The following is a 22,480-nucleotide window of genomic DNA, read 5'->3' on the forward strand; positions in this document are numbered from 1 at the left end:
GCTTGTTGACATTTCATAATGGTAACCAGATAAAGATACAGGCTAAAGCAACTGAGTTTTCATAGTTCTGCTTTAGCTTGTCATACCGCGTTGCAATTCCTCGAAAATGTTTTAATCTTGCAAATGCATTTTCCACTAAGTGCCTGATTTTATATAAATACTAATCCATATGCTGACTGCTAGATTTAGAATTACATTTCTTTGGAATATTCGCTTTGGTTTCGGTATTCTCAATTTTTTCTCTAAGTAATTCTGAATCATAACCCTTATCTGCACACAATATTTCTGTGTCTTTTAAATCTAAAGCATCAATCAAATGAGGTGCAACTTTCACATCATGAGTCTTGCCATCACCAATGATAAATTCAATAGGATTTCCATTCGCATCCACGGCTAAATGGATTTTAGAACTATTTCCACCAATGCTTTTAGAAATAGCTTGGTCTTTCACTCCTGCCGCATGTTGATGCGCTCGCACATGAGAGGCATCAATAAAAACCCATTCCGAATCTGCATTATTGGATAATAATTTAAATACTTTTAGTAGCTTACTGTCTTTACACCAACGATTAAATTTTTTAAAAATAGAGTTTGGTTTGCCAAATATTTCAGGCAAATCTCGCCAAGGGCAACCCGTTCTAATCCGATAGAGAATTGCTTCGATGAATAATCTCAAATTATGTTTGAGATAAATACCAAAATTAACGAGAATAGGTTTCAGCTTAGACCAGTGTTGATCCGTCAGCATTGTTCGAGGCATAGCGAGAAGTGAATTTGGTTTGGCGATTGAATTCTACTTTCTCGCTATTTTTTTGAACAGCAAATGTCAACAGATCCTAATCTGTCGAAGAATTATTTTTTCGCATGATTGGTCGATCGTCATATCTGATGATGTCTTTAGTACATTGATTGAGAAGTGTTGATTTCGATGAAATAAAAAGGAGCAATCAGTGCTCCTTTTTTCGGGCTATTTTTTATTCTAGATTTCTTCGGTTATACTGCAATTGCATCATCAACATAACAATTTACAAAAATAAGCGACTTCTTCATTGGATTTACCCAGAAGCAAGCTAATATCTTCCCCAAATGAATATTAAAAAGAGTGATTTATGCAAAGTAATAATCCCATTCTCACCCGTGTAGAAACACATGCTGATTATAGCCAACCGATGACCATTCAAGGTGCGATTGAAAAATCTGTACTTTTGACCGTGATTGCTGCTGTAGTTGGCTTGGGTGTATTTGTTTATAGTTTTATGACGCTGAATATTGGTTTGGCCAATGCAGCAGCCATAGTCGGTGCAATTGGTGGTTTTATTTTGGCATTGATTGCGACCTTTAAGCCGAATACTGCACGTACGCTAGCAATTCCTTATGCTTTATTTGAAGGGGCATTTTTAGGCGGTATTTCGGTGATTTTCCAAGTGAAATATCCGGGTGTGCCTCTACAAGCATTGTTGGCAACGTTTGTGACGTCATTGGTGATGTTTGGTTTATACCGCTTTAAAATCATTCGTGCGACGGAAAAGTTTAAATCGGTGGTGATATCTGCAACGATTGCCATTGCCTTGGTTTTTGTAGTGCAACTGGTGATGCGCCTAGCGTTTGGCTCAAGCATTCCTTATGTATTTGAAAGCAATTGGTTAGGTTTAGGTTTTGCTGCATTTGTCGCAGTGATTGCCTCTTTAAATTTAATTCTAGATTTTGATCTGATTGAATCTGCTGCGGCACAGCGTGCACCAAAATCCATGGAATGGTTATGTGGTATTGCCTTATTGGCGACTTTAGTTTGGATGTATTATTCATTCTTACGTTTAATCGGTTTAAGCCGTGACTAAGCCTGTTTAAACATGAGCGAAAAGCCAATCCTGATGATTGGCTTTTTTATTGTCAGCATCGTGTTGAAAATGAACCGATAAACAGACCAATAACAAAGTTTTTGAAAAAAGGCGCATTATGCAATGTTGAAAATGTTTTAGACTTGGCATTATGCATGAACATTATTTTGAGTGAGAGTCACATGGCACAAGGATTATTGGCAGGTAAACGTTTCCTCATTGCGGGTATTGCGAGTAAATTATCGATTGCCTTTGGTATTGCACAAGCATTGCATAGCCAAGGTGCAGAGCTTGCATTTACTTATCCAAATGAAAAGTTAAAAAAACGTGTTGATGATTTTGCTGAACAGTTTGGTTCAACGCTTGTTTTCCCATGTGATGTTGCGGTAGATGCCGAAATTGATTCAGCATTTGCGGAATTGGCTAAACATTGGGACGGTCTAGATGGGGTGGTGCATTCAATTGGTTTTGCACCTGCACACACACTTGATGGCGACTTCACAGATGTAACCGATCGTGACGGTTTCAAAATTGCACATGACATTAGTGCATACAGTTTTATCGCCATGGCGCGTGCAGCAAAACCTTTATTGGCAGCGCGTCAAGGTTGTTTATTGACCCTGACCTATCAAGGTTCTGAACGTGTCATGCCAAACTACAACGTGATGGGTATGGCAAAAGCATCTTTAGAAGCAGGGGTACGTTATTTAGCGTCTAGCTTAGGTGCTGAAGGGATTCGTGTGAATGCAATTTCTGCAGGTCCAATCCGTACCTTGGCTGCATCAGGGATCAAATCATTCCGTAAAATGCTCGATGTCAATGAAAAAGTGGCTCCGCTGAAACGCAATGTCACGATTGAAGATGTGGGTAATGCGGCATTATTCCTATGCTCACCATGGGCAAACGGCATTACCGGTGAAATTCTGTATGTCGATGCAGGCTACAACACGGTCGGTATGAGTGCTGAGTTGATGAACGATCTCTAAAGTTTAATTCTTAATTTTAACTTAAAAGTCGGCATAAATTGCCGACTTTTTTACATTTAAAAACATCTTTAGTGACAAAGTTTGCTGTTTTATTCAGCATAATTTGATTAAATAGAAAGAATTATAAATTTTTAAATGATAATAACTATGCCTGCAAATATATTTTCGGCATTAGAACAACTTGGTTTAACAGCACAAAAACGTGCCATTCATATACAGTTTTCTAATGCTGCTTTAAATTCCCAAATTTTTCTACAGCGGATTGATGGCGAACACATTTTAAATCAGGGCTTAAAAGCTGAACTGATCTGTCTGTCTACCGATGCAACATTATCTTTAAAACAATTTATCGGCGCACAAGCTGCGATTGACCAAGTCACCGATCAAGGGACGCTCTTTCGTACCACAGGCATTATCACTGAAGCATCACAAGGGCAAAGTGATGGTTCACTGACCCTGTATAAACTCACCTTAGAAGATCCAACAGCACTGTGGCATAAACGCCGTAATAGCCGAGTGTTCATGAATAAATCGGCTGTGGATGTGATTCAAACAATATTTTCAGAATGGCAAAGCAAAAGCCCACTTTTTGCTGCTAGCTTAAGCTTAGACATGGGCGGACTCAGTCAACAATATGATGTCCGACCGTTCATCATGCAAAGCAATGAAACGGACTATGATTTTCTCACTCGACTGATGCGTAGTGAAGGTATTAACTGGCTCATTGACGAAGCACAACTGATCGTCCCAAGTTCCTCGAGCAGTATCGAAGCACAAAAACTCCGCTTAATCGATGACAACAGTCAATACAGTGCACTCGATCGACGCAGCATCAAATACCACCGCAGCAGTGCCACAGAACAACAAGACAGCATCACCAACTTTATCGGACAACGTTCACTACAACCGACTGCAGTCCATGTACAACGTTGGCAAGCTGATAGCTTAGAACAAGATGAAGGTGCAGGCAGTGTACTCAGCAAACACCAACACTCAGACAATGTGGATAATGTCAGCCTAGGGTTAGAACAAGCATGGCACTTTAGCCCGGCTTGGATTCAAGATTTAAAAGGTGAGGATGGCGCTACCAAATCCAGCAACAGCCAACTGGAAAAATTCAATACTCAGCTTAGTCAGTTCTACGAAGGTGAGTCAAAAAAATTTAAAGCCCGATCCACGGTACGGGATACCCAAGTCGGTTACTGGTTTGAGTTTAATGATCATCCTGAGATTGACGGGCACAGCGGAGCCGATAAAGAATTTCTGATCACAGGCAAGCACTTCTATAACCAAAACAACTTACCCAAAGACCTAAATGATCAAATCCAAAAACTGCTACAACAAAGCAATTGGACAGTTAATACAACTCAAAACAATAGCGAAGAACGACAAGCCAATCATCTGATTTTGCAACGTCGAAATATTGCAACTGTGCCTGAATATAATCCACTTGAGCATCGACCAGCAGCGCATCCGCAACGTGCACGTGTAGTCGGTCCAAGTGGAGAATCAATTCATGTGGATGAATGGGGGCGGATTAAAGTCCGATTTCTGTTTACTCGTACAGAAGACCACGGACATGATGGGGGTGCAGGGAGCAATGAGAATGACACCGACTCTGCATGGGTGGATGTCCTGACTCCATGGGCGGGTGATGGCTATGGCGCACGCTTCCTGCCTCGAATCGATGAAATTGTGGTCATTGATTTCTTTGATGGCAATATTGACCGTCCATTTGTGGTGGGGCGACTCCACGAAGCACAGCGTAGTCCAACGAAGTTCGACGTCAAAGGACAATTGCCTGATACCAAAAAACTCAGTGGTATTCGCTCTAAAGAAGTTGGTGGCGGTGGATTTAACCAACTGCGCTTTGATGACACCACTGGGCAAATTTCAGCACAACTGCAAAGCAGTCATGGTGCCAGCCAACTCAACCTCGGTAATTTAAGTCACCCAAAAGAATCGGATAAAAGTGAAGGACGTGGCGAAGGCTTTGAGCTCAGAACGGATCAATGGGGTGCGCTACGTGCAGGTCAAGGTTTATTGATCAGTACCTATAAGCAAAACTTAGCCAAAGAAGATCACTTTGAAGCAGAAGAAGCCAAGAAGCAGCTGGAAGGCAGTTACGTTGTTAGTAAGGACTTAAGTGAAGTTGCCAAAAAGCAACAATCAGATGAGCTTGAGTCATTTGAACAGCTCAAAGCTTTTGCGGAGCAGATTGAAAAAGAGATTGCTCAATTTAAAAAAGCCGTTGTACTCATTACATCCCCAGAAAGCATTGCGATTAGTACGCCTGAAGATATTCATTTATCAGCTGATGGTAAAATTAATCAAGTTGCAAGCGACAGCATCAATTTAAGTACCCAGAAAAATTTAATCGCACAAGCATTAAATAAAGTCAGTGTGTTTGCTGCGCAATCTGGGATCAGTGCCATTGCCGCAAAAGGTAAGGTTGAGCTTCAAGCACAAGATGATGCCTTAGATGTATTGGCCAAGTCAGGCATTACGATTTCGTCGAGTGACGATAAAATCGAGATTAGTAGTCCCAAAGAAATTGTGATTACCGGTGCAAGCTCTCAAATCAAAATCAATGCTTCCGGTATTTTTCCGAGCACCAGTGGGAAGTTTGAAGTTAAAGCAGGACAACATATTTTCCAACCCGGTCAAAGCGCTTCTGGAACATCTAAACTGCCAAAGGCCAGCCCATTAAAAGGTGCCTTAAACTTACTTAAAAGTTATGGTGGAGAAGACTTCTTCAAACAAAATGCTTATAAAGTCATTGATGCCTTAGGTAAGGAAGTCTCTGGTAAATTAGATGGTAATGGTTTTGCAGCAGTCACCGGTATTGCACCAGGCCCTGCCAAGGTCGAATTTGATAAAGACAGACGGAGTTGTTGGTCAACTTCGAGTCATTTTGAGAGTCGAAGCTATGATTGGTCAGATGGTTTTGTCGCAGCTAAGTCATCGTCGGGAGGGTTTTTACAAAACCTACTCGGTGGTGCAAGTCAGAATCTAATCGGTCAATTAAAAGACAATCTCTTTTCTTTAAATTCGGATTCATTAAAAAATATTGGGAAAAATGTACTCAATGACTTAGGCGGACAAGCACTGAATCAATTCACCAATCAAATGGGAAGTGGAGTGCTCGGTGCTTTGTCGAATCAACTCAATTTGAATTTATCTCCAGATCAGATTGCCAATGCAGGTCAAACCTTAAAAAGTGGTCTAAGCACCGTGAATGCGATTCAGGAACAGGGATTGGACTTCTTTAAAGATCAAGCGAGTGCAATGTTGAAAGATAGTATTGGTCAAAACTTGTCTAGTTTTTCCAATGGTATCATTAACCCGAGCTTGACCAATTCTTACATGCCACAAGGCACTGTCGCAGATGAACCTGTTGTGGTCACGGACAATTTTATTAGCCAAAATTATTACCAATCAGGTGGCTTGACCTACACCGAAACAATACGTGAGAGCCAACCTGAAGTGGCGGCACATCATCAGATGACCCAAGTGACACCAGCGCCACAAAGTGTTGAAACTCAAACGGTCCCTCAACCCAAACCAACTAAACCAAATGCTGATGAACCTGTGATCGTGACAGACTCATTTATACGACAGAACTCTTATAGTGACAGTGAAGGCGTGTTGTCTTATACAGAGACTTTACGTGTCAGCACACCCAATGATGATCCAGAAACTTTGAATGCTAAAAAATAAGGGCAATATGAATAATGTCTGCATTCAAAATGAATATAAAACCACAATAGATTAGAAAATAAAGGTTCAGTATGACATTTCAAGACGTGAATAACGCAAGTGCATCAGGTGCAAGTTCAGTAGGTGAGACTGAGCAAGACGTGGTTGAGCAACCAGTTGAGGTGGCGGTATTTAACCTTGAAAGCACGCGCAGTCCAACCGATTTGCAAATGATGGCCAATCAAATTCAGCGTTTTTTACATGATTGTGGTGATACCAATTTATCGAATTTACAACCCTCGGCGAATGTGCCGATGGTGGCAAACTCCTTTGCACTTACGGGCAGTGTACTGGATCTGATTTTATATAGCTTACTGCCTAAACAAGGCGAGCTCGGCGTACAACAAGTCGCGATGTTGAGTGCTAATCTCATTGGTTTATTTTTGGCACCGCAAGCGGAAGCCCATGTGCGTATGGCCTTACGCCCAATGCTAGGCCTCATGGCCGAGTGCTTAATACGAGAAGGTGGTCAAATACGAGAAGGCGACATCAAACGCCTGTCGCTGCATCTCAATGCCCGTATTGCTGTGGGACTTGGGATTATTTCTTAAAGAAACCAAAGGCAAACTTGGTGGTTTGCTCTAGTGCCAGTGCGCTGGGTACCCAAATATTAACGACACTGGCACTGCCTAAACCCAATATCAGTACGGTATTGACTGCATCCACCATTGCAGCGGGCGGTGGGGGAGCGAGTGCTGATAAGCGTGATCCGAAGGAACAATTCACCAACGGGCTTCGCCCATTGGCCAGTTTGTTTGGCCACCCCATCTTTAGCCGATATTAAACCGTTTTTCCCCTGATTCCCGGTATGAACTTGCAAATTAAAGCCAGCCTTGCCTTGAGCACCCTTGCAGGGGCGATGCAACAACAAGCCGGTGGGCAGAATACACCCTGATGTGTTGATCGATGAAACCTTAAAAGCCATTGAGGCACTCGGGGAAAAGGTCAGTGCCAGTGTGCCGATCTCACAAACCGGTGAATTGGAGCGCCATGTCAAGGGGATATTTTAGAGTTTGTCTCGCTACAGGCGAATGCATTAAATGATCCAAGTTGTGTCACTAAAGCAGGAGATTCTGCCACAGGACAAAGTATTAGCTATGCGATCGGTGCTGAACGAGTCAAACATAGCGATTTCTACCTGTCTAAACTTGGTTTTGGTTTTAGCCGGCAATACAACTCGCAGATGTCAGAGTTTGATGACAGTTGTATCGGTGCACGTTGGATGATGCCGTTTTCCAATCGGATTGAAGCGACCGAATATGGTTATCTGTTTATATGACAGCAATGGACGTAAACACGCTTGCCAGCCAGTATTACTGAGCAAGCTACGAAGTGCCATTTGAAGGTTTTGTGTTGTTCCCTTAGAGAACGGTGATTTGACCCTGAATTTTGGCGGTGATTGGAGCTTTCACTTCCACAATTTTAATGCCGCACAGAATTTGCATGGCACCTACCATCTGATTCAACAGCACAATACCAAAAGCAATGAACAGGTGGATTTAGACTATCTGGTGGTCAATGGACAAGCCTACTTGAAGCAAGTCGATTTTAAACTGAAAACCGCACAGCACAGCCTGAAATTTGCCTACAACGATCAGATTAAAATCATTGCCGTATTTGTTGATGAGCAGGCACAACCCTTAGCCCAATATCAATATGATGCCCAAGGTAACCTGATTAAAGCCATCGATGAAAATGGTCATACCCGAGACTATCAATATAACCATGCCCATCAACTGACACGCTACAGTGACCGTACGGGACGTGGACAAAACATTCGTTATGAATCGACAGCAGTGGATGCCAAAGCCATTGAAGAATGGGCAGATGATGGCCGTTTCCATACCAAGCTCAAATGGCATCCGCGCTTACGCCAAGTTGCCGTTTATGACGCCTATGACAACCCGACTTATTACTACTTTGATCTAGAAGGCTTTACTTACCGCACTCGACTCGCTGATGGACGAGAATCATGGTATTCCCGAGATCAATACAAACGCATTACACGCCAAATTGATTTCGAAGGGCGAGAAATCCAACAAGAATATGATAAAGCTGGGCAACTGAGTAAAATCGTGCAGCCCAATGGTGGGATCATCCGCTTTGCCTATGATGAGCAAGGCAACTTAATCGAAACCAAAGACCCTGAAGGCAATATTTGGAAACGCGAATACGATGCTGAGGGCAATGTCAGCAAAGAGATCAATCCACTGGGGCAGGTGACCCAATACAAATATAACGCCGAAGGACAACTCACAGAAATCATCGATGCCAAAGGCGGTAAAAGGACCTTGCAGTACAATGAACTCGGTCAAATGACCCGTTATAGCGACTGCTCAGGCAAAGAAAGTGCATGGGAATATGATGAAGAAGGGCAACTCAAACAACAACAAGATGCCACAGCTCATGCAGTACAGTATATCTACAGTGAAAAAGGCATGGATAAAGGCCAATTAAAAAGCATTATCTATCCAGATGGCCTCAAAGAACACTTTGAACATGATCAAGAAGGACGCTTACTCAAACATACCGATACCGCAGGCAAAGTCACCACATACAGCTATAATCAAAGTGGCTTATTGACCCAACGCATCGATGCCAATAAACATCAAATTGCTTATCACTGGGACAAACAAGGGCGTATTCAAAAGCTGATCAATCAAAACCATGCCGAATATCTGTTTGACTATAACGGTTTTGGCCAACTGATGCGGGAACAAAGCTTTGATGGCGAAGAACGCCACTATGCCTATATGGAAAATGGACGCCTGTTCCAAATCCGTATGCCAAACGTCATCATCCAGTTTAGTTACCATGCTGATGGGCAAATTGCAGAGAAACTGTATACCCATATTGAAAGCCGTAAAACGCAGAAAGAAACATTTGACTATAACCTCAATGGCCAACTCAGTCGGGTCAGCAATGAACACAGCCAAATCGACTTCTACCGAAATCAAATTGGGCAATTAATACGAGAACATCAGCACTACAAACTGCCTGATCTCAATCCGATGACGGCAGTACTACGTTATGACTATGATGAACTAGGCAATCTGATCAAAACCATCCGACCGGATGGCCATGAAGTCACACATTTAAGTTATGGATCAGGTCATGTCTACGGCATTGCCCTCAATCAAAAAGACATGATTGGCTTTAAGCGTGATGACTTGCACCGAGAAACAGAACGTTACTTGGCCAATGGCTTGATTCAACGCAACCAATATAACGATGTAGGGTTACTGATCTCCCAACAGATTCAGCCTGAGCAAGAAACCCAATCGCCACTTGATCCATCACAACAGACAAAAGTACTGCATCAGGCACAGCGCCACTACCACTACGACAAGAACTACCTACTCACCCAAGTCGACGACAGTCGTTTGGGCAAACTGAACTACCACTATGACCCGATTGGACGCTTGATTAAAAGCCAAAGTCCTCAGCACATAGAAAGTTTTAGCTTTGACCCCGCAGGGAATCTGATTGATCCGATTGCCACTCAAGTCAGCCAAGTCAAAGACAATCTGATTAGAGAATACCAAGGCAAACGCTACAGCTATGATGCACAAGGCAATGTGATTGAAACCACACAGGGCAACAAGACCTTAAAACTCACATGGGACAACCTGAATCGATTAATTCAAAGTAATCATAATGGACGCATCACCCATTATGGTTATGACGTATTTGGCCGACGCCTGTATAAAAAATCCCAAGATCAAAAGGGCACAGAGACCTTAACCTTATTTGGTTGGGATGGTGACCTGATGATTTGGGAGTCTAAAACCATAGCAGCGCATAAAGCTCAGAATAGCCAAGCCGATCACCACAACAAACAGGAATACACCAAGCACTATATCTATGAACCGAACAGCTTTGTGCCAGCCCTACAGGCAGGCTATAGCCAATTTATTAAACTGATCGAGACCCCAGACTACAGCCGATTTAAAACGGAAGCCTATTCGATATATAAAGACCCCGTATGGAAAACAGAAATGCGTAAACAACGGGCTGAACTCGAACGTGTCGCTTTTTATCATTGTGATCAAGTGGGTACACCGCAAAGTCTGAGTAATGAGTTAGGTGAATGTGTGTGGAGTATTCGACAAAGCACATGGGGCAGAGCAGAAGAGATCAGCCAACCGAACCCAGACAACCCATTTGAGCAGACAGAGATTCGTTTCCAAGGTCAATATTACGATGAGGAAACAGGACTGCACTATAATCGTTACAGATATTATGAGCCACATAGTGCACGGTATATCTCAAAAGATCCGATTGGGCTGCAAGGTGGATTGAATAATTCGACCTATGTAAGTGATCCGAATCAGTGGATTGATCCCTTGGGTTTGGAGAAAACGGGTGTATTGGGAGCATTATTACCTAATACCATGTCTGCATTTGCTAAGAATCCTCAACAAGCCCGTGCTTTACAGGCTCAAGGGGCTATGCGAAATAATAATTTAGGGGCCGTTGCTGTGGCAGGTTATGGTCCTTATGCTATAGCAGGTGGTGCAGAGAGTATTGCTATAGTTGCTCCTGCTGCTGGTAGAGTTGTTTCTCCAGTAATTAGCAAAGTGACTCCATATTTAGGAACTGGAGCTAGACTTGAGGGAGCTGGTTTAACAGCTGGTACGATTGGTAAAGGGGCTGCAATAAGTGGTGCAGTTTCTGGAGGTCTAGATGCAGGTTTCCAAGCATTGAAATGTAAGTGTGTAAAAGATGTGAATCTTTATCAAACTGGAGGCGTTGCGACAGTAGGAGCTGTTACGGGTGCATGGGGAAGTGCTACATCTGCAGCAGCTAATTTTGGTAGAGTCGGTTGGGTTAATATTGCACAAAATTCTAATAATCTCGGTAAATTTATAAAAAATAATGCTGCAGGTTTTAGCATATTTGCTAAGGAGCAAGTTATAGGCCAAACTGGATCTATTGCAGTAAAATCAGCTGCTAGTAAAAAAGATGCTAAAAAGGAAAAATAATGTTAACAATATTAGTTGAAATAATTATGGGTGTTTTTATAGCGAACTATAGAGCATCAGAGCACCCAATAATTACTTTGTTAATACGTGGATTATTAGTAGCTATTGCAATATTTATTTATGGAATATACCTGTCATATGATGAAAATGAAAAATTTGATTTAGTTTTTGTTACGATGGTTAGTCTAGGAATTGGCTTATTAGTGACTCTGGCTCTTTTTATTATTGAATATTTTTTCAAATGGTTGGAAACGAATAAAAGCTAAACAATTCATCCAAAGACTGCATTTTTATAGGCTATATTATGTCGATAAGAACTACCTACTCACCCAAGTCGAAGACAGTCGATTCGAACAAATGAATTACCACTATGACCCGATTGTACGCTTGATTAAAAGCCAAAGTCCTCAGCACATAGAAAGCTTTAGCTTTGACCCCGCAGGGAATATGATTGACCGATTGCCACTCAAGTCAGCCAAGTCAAAGACAATCTGATCAGAGAATATCAAGGCAAACGCTATAGCTATGATGCACAAGGCAATGTGGTTGAAACCATACAGGGCAACAAGAGCTTAAAACTCACATGGGACAACCTCAATCGATTAATCCAAAGCGATCACAATGGACGCATTACCCGTTATGGTTATGATGTATTTGGCCGACGCTTATATAAAAAATCCCAAGATGCCAAAGGTAGAGAGAGCCTAACTTTATTTGGTTGGGATGGTGACCTGATGATTTGGGAGTCTAAAACCATAGCAGCGCATAAAGCTCAGAATAGTCAAGAAGATAACCACAATAAACAGGACTATACCAAGCACTATATCTATGAACCGAATAGCTTTGTGCCAGCTCTACAGGCAGGCTATAGCCAATTTATCAAACTGATTGACACCCCAGACTACAGCCGATTTAAAACTGAGCCGAATTCAATTTATAAAGATCCCGTATGGAAAACAGAAACGCGTAAACAACGCACTGAACTCGAACGTGTCGCTTTTTACCACTGTGATCAAGTGGGTACACCGCAGAGTCTGAGTAATGAGTTAGGGGAATGTGTGTGGAGTATTCGACAAAGCACATGGGGCAGAGCAGAAGAGATCAGCCAACAAGACCCAGACAATCCATTTGAGCAAACCGAGATTCGTTTCCAAGGCCAATATTACGATGAGGAAACAGGACTGCACTATAACCGTTACAGATATTATGAGCCGCATAGTGCAAGGTATATCAGCAAGAATCCGATTGGGCTCCAAAGTGGATTGAATAATTCAGCTTATGTAAAAGATACAAATCTCTATGTTGATCCCTTAGGTTTAGTGCAATGGACAGGTAGTGCTTATCAAGTAAGTGCAGCTTTGGCAAGTGGAGGTAATTTCACTTTAACAAGTGAATGTAAGGGAGGGAAAAAAGTTAAAGTAGAAATCTATTCGGGTGGTATAGGGCTATCTAAGGGACTTTCAGTTGGTGCATTTGGAATGGGATCTGTAACATTTGAAGACGGTCTTCAACATATTGACCCAGAAGTATTTAATGGCGATTGGGTTGATAGAGGCATAGCCGTTAGTGTAGTTAAAGGTATTTCAATTGGGACGACACAAATAGGCAAAGCAAAGTCTGTTGGTTGGTATAGTTGGATAACTAGGGGGTATGCTGGTGCTATAGGTGTTACAGGAGGAGAAGCTAGAGTTACTAATCGAAGAGTCGAAAGTTGTGTTGATTATAAGTGTGATGAGGCTTGTAAGAGTGAAATAAAGAAAAGGACTGAAGAGTCTAAGAAATATCCTAAACCAGACCCGATAAACATACCACCTTCATCTCAATGGTTTAATGGATTATAACTTTTTACATAGATTTGGAAAAATAAAATGAAGCAATTAATGTTAATAAGTTTATTATTTTTTTTACATGCTTGTTCAAATGAATCTAAAATTTTAAATGGTTTAGATATTAGTTCTAATGGAAATAATAAAGATTTTAAAAATAAAGAAAAATATAGTGAGTTAATCCCGACTCAAAATTATATAATTGCTCAAGAATATAAAAAACAAGATAATAATAGCCTTTATTTGGAATATTTAATCAAAGCTGCTAAAGCAGGTGATCCTATAGCACAAGATAGTCTTGCTGGTGAATATGCATTTGGAGAAATATTAGAAAAAAATGACGAGAAATTCTTTTATTGGGCAGAAAAATCAGCATTAAGTGGTTATATTAATGCACAAGTAAATTTAGGCATGGCATATTATTCTGGATCAAATGGCTTGAAAAAAGATAAAGATAAAGCGAAGAAGTGGTTTAGCTTAGCAGCAGATAAAGGTGATGAAATCGCAATAATGTATTTAAATAAAATAAGTAGTGAATAGACTTCTTTGACAATCATCGTTTACTCAGCTTTAAGTAGATTTGTTGCATAAATAATTTGGTAGTGTCTAAATGTGACGTGTTAACCACCTATCTTTCATGTCTTGATTGTATTTTAATAAAAATAGATGCAAGACAGCTTCATGATTTTCTTTCTTCTTCGAAAAGCTTAAAGTTTTCCGTGTAAAACGCCCTAAGCGATTTCTTAATGTGGCATTGAAACGCTCAACATGGTTGGTTAAACCTGTATGTTTACCTACAGAGCGATGAGTATCAGGATCAAATACCTCAGCATAACTTGACCAATAATCACTACAGGTTGCTAAATTAAAGTAGCTTGTGGGAATACGGCAACGTAAATCTGTACACGTTTTATCATTACGCTGACCACACACATAAGCCACTATTTGGCGTGTACGATGGCAGGGAGCAATCCAAGTCCAAACCTTATGGCGACGGGCTTTTACGAAACTCCATAACTCATCAAGCTCAAGGACATCTGTTGGATGAGCATCAAGTAATTCGTCACTCAGTTTCCTGCTGTTTACTTTTTTTTATCCAGGCCATCAGTGTTTCAGGTGCAACACCGAATAGACGCTGCATGCCTCTCAAACTGCCTCGTTCAAGATAGGTACTGATAATGAGTTCTTTCTGTTCTTCGGTATATTTAATTTTGGGTTTGAGTACACTAGAGCGCCCACAATCTTTACATCTGAACTGTGCATTTCCACTTTTGTTGTGACCATTCTTATGGATATTGGGTGATTGGCAACGGGTGCAGACATAAGTTGTCTTTTCTATGATCATGTTAAAGGTTTATTGCTCAGACATTTTCACGTCTATTCTAAATTAAAACACGTTGTTTTTGTACACTACCAATAATTTTTCAATATGTGTAATAAATAGAAAAAAATATGAATACCCAGAGCGTTTGGAATAATATACATATCATTTAGACTTATCAAAAAAAGCACATGAGAAAAAATGAGTTTAAAACAAACAGATCAAATCATTGAAAAGTTGTCGAAAAGACTTTTCATTGTAGAGGGGGAAGTCACTGACTTACTCACCAGTGAAACCCTACAAAACTTAAATACTAATAATCATAATACAACAGGTGCCATTGCTGTAGGTTCTGCACTTGTAGGGCAAATTGGCAACGCAGCTTTGGCAAGTTTTGCAGCCAGTGATAAAGGGATAGAGGTGAGTGATTTTGCATTAGAGGTTACAGATCAAGAAGGATTAAAACATTACTTTACAGGTTGTTTTCCAGTGGTAGTGTTTCAAAAAGGTGATACCGTTAAAGTCATAGCAGAACCTGATAATGAGAAATATGCACGTGCTGCTGCAATCATTGATCAAAAGAAAAGTTATATATGGACAGCTCAAGAAGTGGTTAAAGGAAGACTGCGATATAGAATTTTTGGAATGAAAGGAGGGCTGTTTTTTGGTTTTCTTGGTGTAATGACTTTTTGTTTATTTGCAATTTTTGATGGTGATGCATTAAGTATTCTTTTATATCCACCAGTGTTTTATTCGTTGCTTAGTTGCTTAGTTGCTTAGTTGCTTAGTTGCTTAGTTGCTTAGTTGCTTAGTTGCTTCTTTGCTCGTTGGTTGGCGTATTGGAGCAAGCTTTGACGGTCAAAGTATCGAATTTGAAGCAATCTTAAAAAAATTAGGATTTAATAAACCCAGTCGTATGGATTTCCAAAAATATGCTTTAACAGATTTAGCTTGGCAAGATAAAGAAAACAAAGAAGAAGATGAGCGTTGGAAAGACTATACCTATCGGATTGATTTAGCGAAACAATATGATGAAGAAAAATATGGTAAATAAAAAAGCCCCGCAGGGCTTTTTTAAATATAGATTTAAGGCAACTCTTTAATCGGACTACCACCCAAAGCTTGCATCAACGTCACATAAGCATTGTATTGGCTTTGTTTGGTTTGCACCAAACTGACACGCGCATCACGTGTGGTTTTTTGATAGTCGATTAAGTTCTTTAACGCCACCGCACCATTCTTATAACGCACTTCAGTTAAACGTTCCGTCTTTTCAGCCAGTTGAACATTACGCTCCTGCAATGCCACTTGCTTATTTAATTCGGTACGTGCTGATAGGGCATTTTCCACATCAGCAAAGGCATCATACAAAGTCTGACGATATTGCATAATGGCTTTTTCATAATCCAACTTACTGATCGCAATATCCTTCTTCATATCGTTATATTGCAAGAAAGGTAGGCTTAAGTTTGCACCTAGTGCCAAAGTCGGGTTTTGAATCAAAGCAGTAAGTGAAGTGCTTGATGCACCTAAGCTACTGGTCAAACTGATGGAAGGGTAGTAACTGGCTTTGGTCGCATCCTTAGTCGCAAGTGCCTTACGTAAACGCAGTTCAGCCGCTTTTAAATCAGGACGACGAGACAACAAATCGGCAGGTAAACCCGCAGCCACTTCAGGCAATGCAATTTGCGGTAAGCGCTGTGGCTCTGCAATACTGAGTTGTTGTACAGGCTGTTGTAATAGCACAGCAAGCGCTGTACGTGTCTCCACCTTTTGCTGAGCAATCTGGCTTAAGGTCGACAACTGACTTTGAACCGATTGTTCTGCGGAAGTGAGTTCAATCCCTGATACTGCACCATTGCGGTATTGTACTTTGACTAAATCATAGGTCTTTTGCGTGCTGGCTAAGTTTTGTTGTGCCACACTATAGCGTTCATTTAAATAACCCAATTGCCAATACAGTTGTGCTGTGGTGGCAATTAAACTTTGTGCAGTGGCTTGCAGATCTTGTTCAGTGGCAAGCGCTTCCCAACGAGAAGCTTCAGTTTGACGAGCGAGTTTACCAAACAAGTCCATCTCATAACTTACACCACCGCTTAAGGAGAGTCCTCGTGCAGAGTCATCTCCTGAGTTTAAATCAAAGTTATGACCGGTAGAGACACTTGAACTGACACGTGGACCTTGTTGATTGGCTCTTAAATCCGCTTGTAGTCGGGCGGTTTGTAAGTTAATCCCGGCAACAGCTAAATCGGTATTTTTCGCCAAGACTTGATCAACCAAGGCATTCAGTTGAGCATCGCCAAACAAGGTCCACCATTGATCTGCGTAGACATCGGCATGGACTTGTTTGCTCAAGTTTTTACTGTTCTGAAAACTGTTGGGAATATCGACCGCAGGTGCTTCATAAGGCGTTTTCACCAGTGCTGCACAGCCGACCATCGATCCCGTTAAAATCAGTGTAGCCAGTAATTTGCTTATCTTTGTTTGCATCATCATTTCCTTATTCTCGAGACAGTGCATCAACAGGATCAAGTTGTGCTGCATTACGTGCAGGAATAAATCCGAACACAATACCAATCAAACTTGAGCAGACGAAGGCTGCCACAATCGAGGTGGTTGAGTAGGCCATTTGGAAAGTGTCTCCAGCAAAGTGACCAATCAATTGACCAATACCGAGAGACAACAACACACCCAAAATACCGCCCAAGATACACACCAAAACAGCTTCAATCAGGAACTGTTGCAAAATGTCACTTTGACGTGCACCCACCGCCATACGTACCCCAATTTCTTGTGTACGCTCAGTCACCGACACCAGCATAATATTCATGACCCCAATACCACCGACCACCAATGAAATCACGGCAATGGCAGAGATTAATAAGGTCATGGTTTGCGTCGTCTGTTGAATGGTTTCTCGAATACTGTCTGCATTTTGGGTGAAGACATCTTGAGCACCATGACGTTGTACCAATAAACTTAAAATGGCATTTTCCGCCGCAGCACTTGGGTATTCGTCTTTAATGCGCACAATGATGTTACGCACATGCGACTGCCCGAGCATCCGACTCAATACGGTTGAATAGGGTAAATACACATTTAAGCTATCGGCATTGCCCATCATGCTTTTCTGTGCATCAATCACGCCAATGATTCGGCTTGGCACACTCCCCAAAAGAATCACTTGCCCGACAGGATCAGTACCATCGGCAAAGAAGGTATTTTTGGTGTTGGCATCAATCACCACATCTTGGGCTTGCTGAGTCACACTGCTTTTATCAAAAGGTTGACCCGATTGAAAGGTCATTCCTTTGACATAGAAGAAGTCTTCGCTGACGCCATTCACAGTTGCGGAGGCTTCTGTCTCTTTAAAACGTGCTGTGACACTTGAGGTCACCGATGGACTAACGCCATCCACATAGGGCTGTTCAGCGAGGGCATCACCATCGGCAGGCACCAAAGTTTTGACCTGTGCGGTTCGGGAGTTATCACCAAAGCCTTTACCGGAATATACGGTAATGGTGTTGGTCCCCAAACTACTGATGTTTTCTAAAATCTGTTTCTGTGAACCATTCCCCAGCGCCACAACCGACACCACCGAGGCAATCCCGATGATAATCCCGAGCATGGTCAGGAAGGTTCGCATCCGATGCGCATTCATGGCTAGAATCGCCATGCGGAAGGCTTCACTTAAACGATCGACTGCCGAACGCCAAGAGGGCGTTTTCTTCTGTTCATTCGATTGCAACACTTGCTTTTCGAGCGGTGCGTCTTCAGTGACAGGGACATTGGCTTTATCAGAAATAATGTTCCCGTCACTGATCTCAATAATACGTGTAGCATTTTTTGCCACATTGAGATCATGCGTAACCAAGATAATGGTATGACCTTTGGCATTCAGTTCACGTAAAATACGCATCACTTCAATACCACTGTTCTTGTCCAATGCACCGGTCGGTTCATCGGCCAAAATCACGTCACCCCCATTCATCAAGGCACGCGCAATCGAGACACGTTGCTGCTGACCGCCTGACAACTGACTTGGACGGTTTTGGGTTTTTTCACCTAGTCCCAATTCGGTCAACAGTTCAGTTGAACGCTTTTGTCGTGCTTCCGCATCCACCCCTGCATAAATGGCAGGGACTTCAACGTTACCCGCGGCGTTTAAATCCCCGAGTAAATGATAACGCTGGAAAATAAAACCAAAGTATTCACGGCGTAATTGTGCCAGTTCATCGGCCTCAAGTTCTCGGGTCTCGCGACCTTTGACTTTATAGCTACCTGTGGTGGGTTTATCTAAACACCCTAAGATGTTCATTAGGGTCGATTTACCCGAACCGGATTGACCCACAATCGCAACCAATTCACCCGGATAGATTTCGAGGTTGACCCCTTTGAGAATCTGTACTGTGGTTTCCCCCGCGGGGAATTCACGAGTCAGATTCTTGACCTCGAGGAGAGGTTGTTGATTTTGACTCATGATTACATTCTCATTGGACCAGCACCACGACCACCGCCACTACGTTTTGCTGAATTGTTGCTGGTGTCTGAACCATCGGCAATCACCACTTGATCACCTTGTTTCAAACCTTTAATGACTTGTGCAGTGACACGGTTATTTAGGCCAATCAGTACAGGTTGTGGCTTTGCAGTACCATCCGCTTGTAATACACGCACCATGGCCATGCTGGCTTTACCTTGCTCAATCAAGGCTTTTTCATCCGCAGTCAGTTCTAAACGTTTTGGACGATCCGCTTGGTTACGTTTTTTAGCTTCATCGCTACGTGGAGCACTTGGGACTGCGCCTGCATCGGCATTTTCAGCTTTTTTACGTGCAGGGCGGTTTGATGCTTGAATGGCAGACGCTGGAATCGTGAGGACATTTTTGGCTTGATCCAAAATGATATAGACCTGAGCAGTCATATCAATGCGTAGTTTGCCATCTTCATTCGGTACATCGAACAAGGCGTTATAGTACACCGCAGAGCTGGTTGAAGAGGTTGAGTTGTTGTTCGATTCTGTATTGATTGAATTTGGCGCAGGCTCGACTTGACGCAAAGTCGCATACAATTTCTTTTCAGTGTTACCCAAAGTGGTGAAGTAAACCGATTGACCTTCTTGCACTTTCATCACATCGGCTTCTGAAATCTCAGCTTTGATGGTCATGTTGTTGAGTTGGGCCATTTTTACAATGGTTGGCGCACTTTGGTTGGCGTTTACGGTTTGACCTTCTTCAGTCACAATTGCCACAATGGTGCCGTCCATTGGTGCCAAGATTTGGGTATAACCCAAGTTCTCTTTTGCAGTCGATAAGGTTAAGCGAGACTGTTCGATTTGCGCGTTGATCGCATCAATATCCGCTTGTGCTGTTTTATAGCTCGCTAAAGCACTTTGAAGTTCTGCCAATGAGGTTGCATCTTGAGCATACATATTTTTTTGACGGTTATATTCAGCTTCAACTTTGGCTAAATTGGCTTTTTTGACTGCCAATTGAGCTTGTTGATTTTTAATACTCGCTTCAGAATTTTTAACTTCATTGTCCTGACGAATCGAGTCAATTTGTGCAATCAGTTGACCTTGTTTCACTTGATCACCCAATTTCACATACATTCTTTTCACCTGACCAGACACCTGTGCACCGACACTCACCATTTTGGTGGCTTCAAGAACACCTGTTGCCAAGACTGAATTTTCAATATCACCTTTGCTGACTTCAGCCGTAATATATTCAACTTTTTCTTGCTTTGGTTTGAAGAAATACCAAGCTGCGAAAGCAACCGCAATCGCAATGACCACGGCAATGATCAATTTCATCGGTTTTATTTTTGGCATATGCGTTTATAAAAAATAGTAGAGAATTGATCAAATTATAGAGAGGAAATGAGGATAAAGCGTGAATTTTTTTAAGATTCTGATCATGTTCGCTATTCTTTATTTTAATCGTTCAGTCTTTTACGCAAAATCAGGTGCCAAATAAGCGACGTCCACATAATTCAGCAATACACTGTTGAATCAAATGTTCGGGATTTTCTTGGCTCTTGCCTTTAATTGCAGCATCGATGCGTAGCAATAACTGGGGCCAAGTTAAAAAATGCTGTGGATTTAAACGCCTTAAAGCTTGTTGATACAGATTAACTTTGGTCTTCCAAATACCCAATTGCAAGGCATTTTGCGGTTGTTCAAACAACTGCATCAATAAACGCATTTCTTTGCTGATGGTCCACAAGATCAAACTATAAGGCTCGCCTGAAGCGATCAAGTATTGAAAAGTCTTAATCGCCTGACTGAGATTACCGCTGAGCATCGCATCGCTTAAGTCAAAAGTGCTGTAGCGGGATTGATCCTGTAAGCATTCCAGCAAATGTGAAATTTGAATCGTGGATTCATTGGGGAAAGTATCTGCAACTCGCATCAGGCTATTTTTAGCCGCCAGCAGATTGTGTTCATGGTGTTGTTCGAGCCAAACCCATGCATCTTGCTCAAGTTGAATGCCCAACTTTTGGGCTTCAACCGCTAAAATTTGCTGACGCTCTTTTGGATAATTCGCAGTGAGGGAAACCACAACACCATTGGCTTCTACCGTTTGAAAAAAGGCAGATTTTAAGCTGCTGCTGTCCTGTTTCGGCATAATGATCACAAGTAGATTATGTTCATTGTGCTGAATGTAGCTTTTCAGCAATTTCAGGCTATTGGCATCGGGTTTGATGTTGCCATGCACTTCAATCGCAAGATTTTGCGAGAAAAGTGACAGGCTATTTAAGGCATTGAAGACGTTTTTCCATTCGCTGACATTGTTAATATCAAAGCGTTGTCGTTCGATGTCTTGCTTGGTCCAACTTTGGCGGAACGCATCCACCAAGTTTTGTTCAAGTAAGGGTTCTTGACCATGCAAAATCCAAGCGCCACGAGCTTCATCAATGCGCTTGAGCGCTTGGAGATAGTCAATTTTCATTACAGATTATGGATTTCTTAAGGTCACAGATGAATTGTTTTGCGTTGGCGCTTGGGTATTCACTTGCGCTTTCGGTAGACGATTCGCCGCAATTTGACGTGAAATTTGCTGTGCAACATCATCAATCAAAATTTTGCTTAAATACACATATTGCTGATCGTCTGAGTTGACTGTCGCAATGTTGTATTGGTAGCTACGTGTACCAGTCAAAGTACGTGGTTGAGTGATGGGGTTGCCTTCACGGTCTTCAATTTGGAAAGTCACGCTCAAGCGTAAAATCACTTCAATTAAAGTGCCACGAAGCTCTTGACGTACTGGTTTGTAGTCTAAAATTCGGAGCACATACGCATCATTCGAGTTGCTGAGTTGCACGCCAGTTGACGAAAGATGGGTACTTAAAATCCGTTCTAAATTTTCAGCTTCACGTGGCACGACCAATTGAATTTTATCGTAAACCAATGGTGTTGCTGAAGTATTGGTTCCTTTTAGGTGAAAATCACAGCCAGCCAAGCCTGCACTTAAGCCTAAAGTTAAAACAACTGCTGCTAAACGTTGCGCTAGGTGCATGATCTGTCCTCTGTCAATATTCCCATAAATGGGTAGGGTAGGGATTGCCCATAGTATTAGGGCATTTTAATGGCAAAACCCGCTGTGAGACAACGGGCTTTGTCTGGGAATTGTGAAATCCTTTATAAAGTTCCTTCTCCCTCTGGGATGAGGAATATATTCCGCAAGAGGATGAGGCTATTTTTACAATTGACCTCTCCCCTTGTGAAACAGCGTTTCTCATCTCATAAAAGGAGAGGGAATAAA

12 protein-coding genes and 4 pseudogenes are annotated in these 22,480 nt (G+C 41.9%); 8 read left to right on the plus strand and 8 right to left on the minus strand.

Annotated elements, in window-relative coordinates:
• Positions 1 to 13: 13 nt before the first annotated feature.
• Positions 14 to 760, minus strand: a pseudogene (locus G8D99_RS02350) (IS5 family transposase).
• A 349-nt stretch (positions 761 to 1,109) separates the two neighbouring features.
• On the opposite strand from G8D99_RS02350, the gene G8D99_RS02355 reads away from it, so the two are divergent.
• The 7 genes and pseudogenes from G8D99_RS02355 to G8D99_RS02395 all read left to right on the plus strand — a co-directional run bounded on the left by G8D99_RS02355 (position 1,110) and on the right by G8D99_RS02395 (position 13,934).
• A complete protein-coding gene (locus G8D99_RS02355; protein WP_166322238.1) occupies positions 1,110 to 1,838 on the plus strand; it encodes a Bax inhibitor-1/YccA family protein in 729 nt (242 codons plus the stop codon).
• A 182-nt stretch (positions 1,839 to 2,020) separates the two neighbouring features.
• A complete protein-coding gene (locus G8D99_RS02360; RefSeq protein ID WP_166327465.1) occupies positions 2,021 to 2,824 on the plus strand; it encodes an enoyl-ACP reductase FabI in 804 nt (267 codons plus the stop codon).
• Between the two features lie 147 nt (positions 2,825 to 2,971).
• Positions 2,972 to 6,544: a type VI secretion system Vgr family protein gene (locus G8D99_RS02365; protein WP_166322240.1), complete on the plus strand. Its 3,573-nt coding sequence runs from the start codon at positions 2,972 to 2,974 to the stop codon at positions 6,542 to 6,544.
• A gap of 71 nt (positions 6,545 to 6,615) precedes the next feature.
• Positions 6,616 to 10,938, plus strand: a pseudogene (locus G8D99_RS02380) (RHS repeat-associated core domain-containing protein); the annotation flags it as partial.
• 629 nt (positions 10,939 to 11,567) lie between these two features.
• Positions 11,568 to 11,834, plus strand: coding sequence for a hypothetical protein (locus tag G8D99_RS02385; RefSeq protein ID WP_166322246.1), 267 nt, complete (start codon positions 11,568 to 11,570; stop codon positions 11,832 to 11,834).
• A gap of 25 nt (positions 11,835 to 11,859) precedes the next feature.
• A pseudogene (locus G8D99_RS15610) lies at positions 11,860 to 12,887 on the plus strand (RHS repeat domain-containing protein); the annotation flags it as partial.
• A gap of 549 nt (positions 12,888 to 13,436) precedes the next feature.
• Positions 13,437 to 13,934, plus strand: coding sequence for a tetratricopeptide repeat protein (locus G8D99_RS02395; protein ID WP_166322248.1), 498 nt, complete (start codon positions 13,437 to 13,439; stop codon positions 13,932 to 13,934).
• A 66-nt stretch (positions 13,935 to 14,000) separates the two neighbouring features.
• Here G8D99_RS02395 and G8D99_RS02400 read toward each other — a convergent pair whose 3' ends face one another.
• Positions 14,001 to 14,465, minus strand: a complete 465-nt coding sequence (locus tag G8D99_RS02400) for an IS1 family transposase (RefSeq protein WP_166327440.1) — start codon at positions 14,463 to 14,465, stop codon at positions 14,001 to 14,003.
• The gene (locus tag G8D99_RS02405) at positions 14,458 to 14,739 is read right to left on the minus strand and encodes an IS1 family transposase (protein ID WP_166322250.1); all 282 of its coding nucleotides are present in this window, start codon (positions 14,737 to 14,739) and stop codon (positions 14,458 to 14,460) included. Before G8D99_RS02405 ends, G8D99_RS02400 begins: the two co-directional genes overlap by 8 nt.
• Before the next feature lie 177 nt (positions 14,740 to 14,916).
• Between G8D99_RS02405 and G8D99_RS02410 the strand changes: the two are divergent.
• Positions 14,917 to 15,769, plus strand: a pseudogene (locus tag G8D99_RS02410) (putative type VI secretion system effector).
• 32 nt (positions 15,770 to 15,801) lie between these two features.
• Here the strand turns inward: G8D99_RS02410 and G8D99_RS02415 are convergent.
• From G8D99_RS02415 to G8D99_RS02435, 5 genes are all read right to left on the minus strand, one after another.
• Positions 15,802 to 17,205: an efflux transporter outer membrane subunit gene (locus G8D99_RS02415; protein WP_166327467.1), complete on the minus strand. Its 1,404-nt coding sequence runs from the start codon at positions 17,203 to 17,205 to the stop codon at positions 15,802 to 15,804.
• A gap of 10 nt (positions 17,206 to 17,215) precedes the next feature.
• Positions 17,216 to 19,195 (minus strand): MacB family efflux pump subunit, encoded by a 1,980-nt coding sequence (locus G8D99_RS02420; protein WP_166322252.1) that lies wholly within the window; start codon positions 19,193 to 19,195, stop codon positions 17,216 to 17,218.
• Between the two features lie 2 nt (positions 19,196 to 19,197).
• Positions 19,198 to 20,547, minus strand: a complete 1,350-nt coding sequence (locus G8D99_RS02425; RefSeq protein WP_166322254.1) for a MacA family efflux pump subunit — start codon at positions 20,545 to 20,547, stop codon at positions 19,198 to 19,200.
• A gap of 130 nt (positions 20,548 to 20,677) precedes the next feature.
• Positions 20,678 to 21,667: a DNA polymerase III subunit delta gene (holA, locus tag G8D99_RS02430; RefSeq protein WP_166322256.1), complete on the minus strand. Its 990-nt coding sequence runs from the start codon at positions 21,665 to 21,667 to the stop codon at positions 20,678 to 20,680.
• 6 nt (positions 21,668 to 21,673) lie between these two features.
• Positions 21,674 to 22,234, minus strand: a complete 561-nt coding sequence (locus G8D99_RS02435; protein ID WP_166322258.1) for an LPS-assembly lipoprotein LptE — start codon at positions 22,232 to 22,234, stop codon at positions 21,674 to 21,676.
• Positions 22,235 to 22,480 lie beyond the last annotated feature (246 nt).

This window comes from Acinetobacter lanii (assembly GCF_011578285.1).
Classification (GTDB): Bacteria; Pseudomonadota; Gammaproteobacteria; order Pseudomonadales; family Moraxellaceae; genus Acinetobacter; species Acinetobacter lanii.